The sequence below is a fragment of the Dongia deserti genome, from assembly GCF_003574735.1.
In the GTDB taxonomy this organism is placed as follows: Bacteria; Pseudomonadota; Alphaproteobacteria; order Dongiales; family Dongiaceae; genus Dongia_A; species Dongia_A deserti.
On record NZ_QORW01000042.1, the window covers coordinates 1 to 4,644 of the forward strand.

General features: G+C 66.1%; 7 protein-coding genes. All 7 read left to right on the plus strand.

Annotated features, from left to right (window positions below; genetic code table 11):
• Window positions 1-457, plus strand: a 457-nt coding sequence (locus tag DTX69_RS29750; protein ID WP_162917699.1) for a phage tail tape measure protein, incomplete at its 5' end; no start/stop codon positions are given.
• On the plus strand, window positions 457-822 hold the full coding sequence (locus DTX69_RS29755) for a hypothetical protein (protein WP_119305219.1): 366 nt from the start codon (window positions 457-459) through the stop codon (window positions 820-822). The genes DTX69_RS29750 and DTX69_RS29755, both read left to right, overlap by 1 nt.
• Window positions 819-1,424 carry a hypothetical protein gene (locus tag DTX69_RS29760; protein WP_119305220.1) on the plus strand — a complete coding sequence of 202 codons (606 nt, stop codon included), beginning with the start codon at window positions 819-821 and terminating at the stop codon, window positions 1,422-1,424. The genes DTX69_RS29755 and DTX69_RS29760 overlap by 4 nt, the downstream gene beginning before the upstream one ends.
• Window positions 1,425-1,430: 6 nt before the next feature.
• Window positions 1,431-1,940, plus strand: a complete 510-nt coding sequence (locus tag DTX69_RS29765; protein ID WP_119305221.1) for a DUF1833 family protein — start codon at window positions 1,431-1,433, stop codon at window positions 1,938-1,940.
• A complete protein-coding gene (locus tag DTX69_RS29770; protein ID WP_119305222.1) occupies window positions 1,941-2,537 on the plus strand; it encodes an NlpC/P60 family protein in 597 nt (198 codons plus the stop codon).
• Between the two features lie 27 nt (window positions 2,538-2,564).
• The gene (locus DTX69_RS29775; RefSeq protein ID WP_119305223.1) at window positions 2,565-2,876 is read left to right on the plus strand and encodes a hypothetical protein; all 312 of its coding nucleotides are present in this window, start codon (window positions 2,565-2,567) and stop codon (window positions 2,874-2,876) included.
• Window positions 2,777-4,644: TipJ family phage tail tip protein (gene gpJ, locus DTX69_RS29785; protein WP_284736161.1), on the plus strand; the 1,868-nt coding region annotated here is incomplete at its 3' end. The genes DTX69_RS29775 and gpJ, both read left to right, overlap by 100 nt.

The window sequence follows — 4,644 nt, forward strand, 5'->3', positions numbered from 1 at the left end:
GCAGCAGCTGTTCGCCGGGCCAGTCAACGATCTGTTCGAGGGCATCGCGGACAGCATCTTCGACTCCGCCAGCGCGAAAGGCAACGCGTTCGTCTCCGGCCGGGTCGTGCCGATGGCCAAGGGGCACGTGGTCCACCGGCCGGAAATCTTCCCGATGGCGAACGGCGGCATCGGCCTACGCGGCGAAGCCGGGCCGGAAGGCGTGCTGCCCCTGGAGCGGGACTCTCAAGGGCGCCTCGGCGTGATCGCCGTAGGCGGCCGCAACGGCGGCGGCGACGTCGTCATCAACGTGACGACGCCGCCCGGCTCCCAGACGCAAGCTCAGCAGCGGCAGACCAGTGACGGGCGCACCATCGTCGACATGGTCGTCAGCCTGGTGAACGACCAGATCGCCGGCCGGAAGAGCATCGCACAGACGCTGGAATCGACCTACGGACTAAGCCGGAGGAGCCGCTGATGGCGAACCCGCTTTGGCCAGCATCGCTGCCGCAGGACGTCCTGGTCGATGGCTACGAGCACAATTGGGGTGTGGGCACCATCCGCTCGCAGACTGACACTGGGCCGGCCAAGCAGCGCCGGCGCTTCACCGCAGTGCCGCGGCCGTTCAAGGCGTTGACCGAGGTCGACCGCACGCAGCTGGCCACGCTGTACGCGTTCTGGCGCGACACGCTGGCCATGGGATCGCTTCCGTTCGACTGGGTGTATCCGCCGACGCAGGCGACCGTGACGTTCCGCTTCATCGGCGACGAGCCGCCGCGCGACCGGCCGCTGCCCGGCGCACAGCTTTGGGAAGTCAGCATGAACCTGGAGATCTTGCCATGAAGTTGAAAGAGATCGGCCGCCGTTTCTGGCCGGACATCGCCGCCGTCGGCCTGGTGCTGGCGCTGCTGACCAGCTTCGCCTTCGGCGCCGATAACACCTCGATCACGCCGGGCTCGGGCGCTTCGGTGGCGACCGACGACGTCTCCAACGTGCATTACCAGAAGTTCAAGCTGGTCGACGGCACGGCAGACCAGACGACGCCGGCGATCGTCACCAGCGATGGCGCGCTGCGCACGGCACCGACGCCATCGGCGACTGGGGGGCTTTCCGTCACGAAGCTGATCTCCGCCGCTACTACCAACGCAACGTCGGTGAAGGCGAGCGCTGGCCAAGTGTGCGGGTGGAGCATCAGCAACACGAACGCGGCCGCGCGCTTCGTGAAGCTCTACAACCTGGCTGCCGCGCCGACGGTCGGCACCGATGTGCCTGTGATGACGATCCTCGTCCCTGGTGGCACGACGGGCGGCCAGGCCGTTTACCAGAGCCCGTTCTGCATGGCGTTCGGCACCGGCATCGCGCTCGCAACGACGACCGGCGTCGCCGACGCGGACACCGGCGCAGTGGCTGCCAATGAGCTGGTGATCAACCTCGTCTGGAAGTGACGGCGCGTGAGCCTTCTTCTCCTCCTCAATCCAGACAGCCAGCAGCCGTCGCATCGATTCGTCAAAGCCGCCTTCCGCCAAGAGACGGATGAAATCGTCGTCGCGCTGCTGACCATCGAGCATGCGAGCTTGAATCCACCGGCGCGCGTGTGCTCCGACACAGTCGACATCACCAGCCGGGGCAACGTGTTCATCGGCGGCGTGCCGTTCCTGATCACGCTGCCCGACCAGGATCCCGAGACGCAGGCGCGCGTGCGCCTCACCATGGACGTGATCGACCAGACGCTGGTCGCGGTCGTGCAGTCGATCCCGGCGGATCAGCCACCAAAGGTGACACTGGAGGTCGTGCTGGCTGCCACGCCCGACGTCGTCGAGTCCGGTCCCTACGCATTCACGCTTCGCAACGCCGAGGGCGACATCACCACGCTCGAGGGCGAGCTGGCGTTCGAGGATCTGCTGAGCGAGCCATTTCCGGCCGACAGCTTCACGCCGGCTAGTCACCCAGGACTCGTTTAGATGGCCCGCTCGCTCGCTGCCGCCCTCTCAAATGCTCGCGACGTGAGCCGCGACGCCAACCCTCACGTCGCTCGGACTGGGAGCGCGGGCGGAACCCCGCCGGATCAGCCGCAGGCGTGGGCACGTGCCTACATCGGCTTGCCGTGGAAGGAACTGGGGCGCGATCGCGCTGGCGTCGATTGCTGGGGCCTGGTGCGCCTGCCTCTGCTGGAGGTGTTCGGCTGCGACACGCCGCTCCACGATACTGGCTATGTGGGCTGCGGCCGGCGCGACGTCTCCAACATCGCGGCGCTGATCGCGGCTGGAAAGGGCACCTGGCCCGTCATCGCAGAGGCGCCCTACTACCGCAACCAAGCGGTCCGTCCGACCGCCCTGACCGACGATTACTGGCTCTGCCCGATCGGCGACGAGCGCCCCGGTGATCTGCTGCTGATCCGCCAGCATGGTGCGGAGAGCCACATCGCGCTGGTCGCCGGCGGTGGGCACATGCTGCACATCGAGGAGGGAACAGACAGCGTCTGCGAGTCCTACATCGACGGCCAGTGGCGCCGGCGGATCGTGGGGATTTACCGCCACCCAAGGTTGGTGCATCCTTGAGCCCGATCGACGACATCACGGGAGGGCATGATGCGCTGGTCGATTCTGGTGCCGATCGCGCTGACGGTCGCGGGGTGCACGAGTGCCAATCAACACTACCTGACGGAGTTCGAACCTCTGAGCGACAGCGAGTTCCGCTACGAGGCAAAGGCCGACAACATCGTGCGGCCGGTGGACGATCCAAGCGCCGAGGCACAAAGGATGGAGTGGCTGAACCGGTATCTCGCCAGCAGCCAGCTTTGCCCGAACGGCTACACGATCACATCACGCAAGGTGGTGCAGACGCAGGATCTGATGGCGGACACCTTCACGATCTACTACCGGGGCGGCTGCACCTAGACGGCGAGGTCATTGAACCCGGCGACGGCAGTATCCAGGTCGTCGCGCAGCTCCGTCCGTTCAAAAGTGATCTGACCACACGGCGCTATCCAGCCGGCACCACGCTCGCCGAGATCCTGGACGACATCCAGCCGAACGCGGTGCTGCGCCGCTGCGCACACGTGTCGATCGCCGGCGACTTGGTGCCGCGCGAGATCCTGCATCGCGTGCGACCCAAGCCGGGGCACCTCGTCAATATCGCCACAGTGCCGCAACTCGGCGGCGGCAAGAAGAATCCACTGCGTTTCATCCTGCAGCTGGTGGTGTTGGCTGCCTCGGTAGCGATTCCAGCGCTCGCCGGACTCAACGCCATCACGTTGTTCGGTGGCATCTCCCTCGGCCAAGTGGTCGGTGCGGCCATCTTCGGAATCGGCAACCTGCTGGTGAACGCGTTCATCCCGGCGCCGACGCCCAAGCTCGCGGATCTCAACGGCACGTCGGGGCGGGATTCGCCGACGCTGGCGATCCAGGGCATCAAGAACCGTGCCAATCCCTACGGCGTGGTGCCGCGCCTCTACGGCAAGATGCGCATCACGCCCTATTACGGCGCCAAGCCCTTCACGGAGATCCGCGGCAAGGACACCTACCTGCGCATCCTGTTCGACCTGGGCTATGGGCCTCTGAAGCTCTCGGACTTCCGCATCGGCAAGACGGCGATCGACGACTTCCAGGACGTCAAATACGAATACCGCCAGGGCTTCCCCGACGACGAGCCGCTGACGCTCTACACGCGCATTCCCAACGAGGAGGGCTTGAACATCCTCCTCAAGTTCAATGAATGGCAGCAGCGCACGACCGAGCCGGACGCCGACGAGATCTCGATCGACTTCAGCTTCTTCCGCGGCCTGGCCGCGTTCGACTCCTCCGGCGACAAGCAGCCGCAGACGGTGGAGTTCGACATCGAGTACCGCACCACGGACACCGGCGGCGGCGCCGGTCCCTGGCAATCAGTCACCAAGCCGGTGGCGTTCGGCGTGCGCGAGACCAAGGAGTTGAAGCGGCCGGCGGTCCTGCAGCCGCGCAACGACCGCGGCCAGCCGCGCCACCAGACCACGGTCTATCGCGTCTCGCTGGACCACATCTCCGGCAAGATCGCGATCGTGAGCGGCAGCTCGATCATCGGCGCCGAGCCAGCCAACCCATACCGCAACAAGCCGATCTGCAAGGTGACCGTATCGTCGGACACCAGCAAGGCCTACCAGCTGACGGACGAGCGGCCGGCCGACTATGTCGCCGCCGGCCACTTCGTGCCCACGCTCATTGCCGGAGGAAGCGGGGGCAGGAAGGTGCAGATGAGCGCGGGCACGGTGAACCCGCCGGACTTCATCGTCACCGACAATTCGACCGCCGTGGTGCGCGCGAACCGCGCGTGGAAGGTCGATCGCGGGCAATACGACGTGCAGGTGAAGCGCCTGACCGCCGACGCCTCCACCGACAACGTGTTCAACGAATCGCACTGGACGGCGCTGCGCACCTTCACCGACGAGGCGCCGGTCACCGCCAACGGGCATGCCCTCTTTGCGCTGGAGATCCGCGCCACCGACCAGCTGAACGGCGTGGTCGACGAGTTCAACTGCATCGCGGAAGCGATCCTCGCCGATTACGACGTGGCCACCGGCGAATGGATCGACCAGCCGACAAGCAACGTGGCGGCCGCCTATACCGACATCCTGATGGGCAGCGCGAATCGCAACCCGGTGGACGGCAGCCGGATCTATTGGCCGGAGAT

Bases quoted from the DNA above. Each gene is read 5' to 3' on its own strand.
- DTX69_RS29755 (WP_119305219.1), top strand. From the start codon at position 457: ATGGCGAACCCGCTTTGGCCAGCATCGCTGCCGCAGGACGTCCTGGTC.
- DTX69_RS29760 (WP_119305220.1), top strand. From the start codon at position 819: ATGAAGTTGAAAGAGATCGGCCGCCGTTTCTGGCCGGACATCGCCGCC.
- DTX69_RS29770 (WP_119305222.1), top strand. From the start codon at position 1,941: ATGGCCCGCTCGCTCGCTGCCGCCCTCTCAAATGCTCGCGACGTGAGC.
- DTX69_RS29775 (WP_119305223.1), top strand. From the start codon at position 2,565: ATGATGCGCTGGTCGATTCTGGTGCCGATCGCGCTGACGGTCGCGGGG.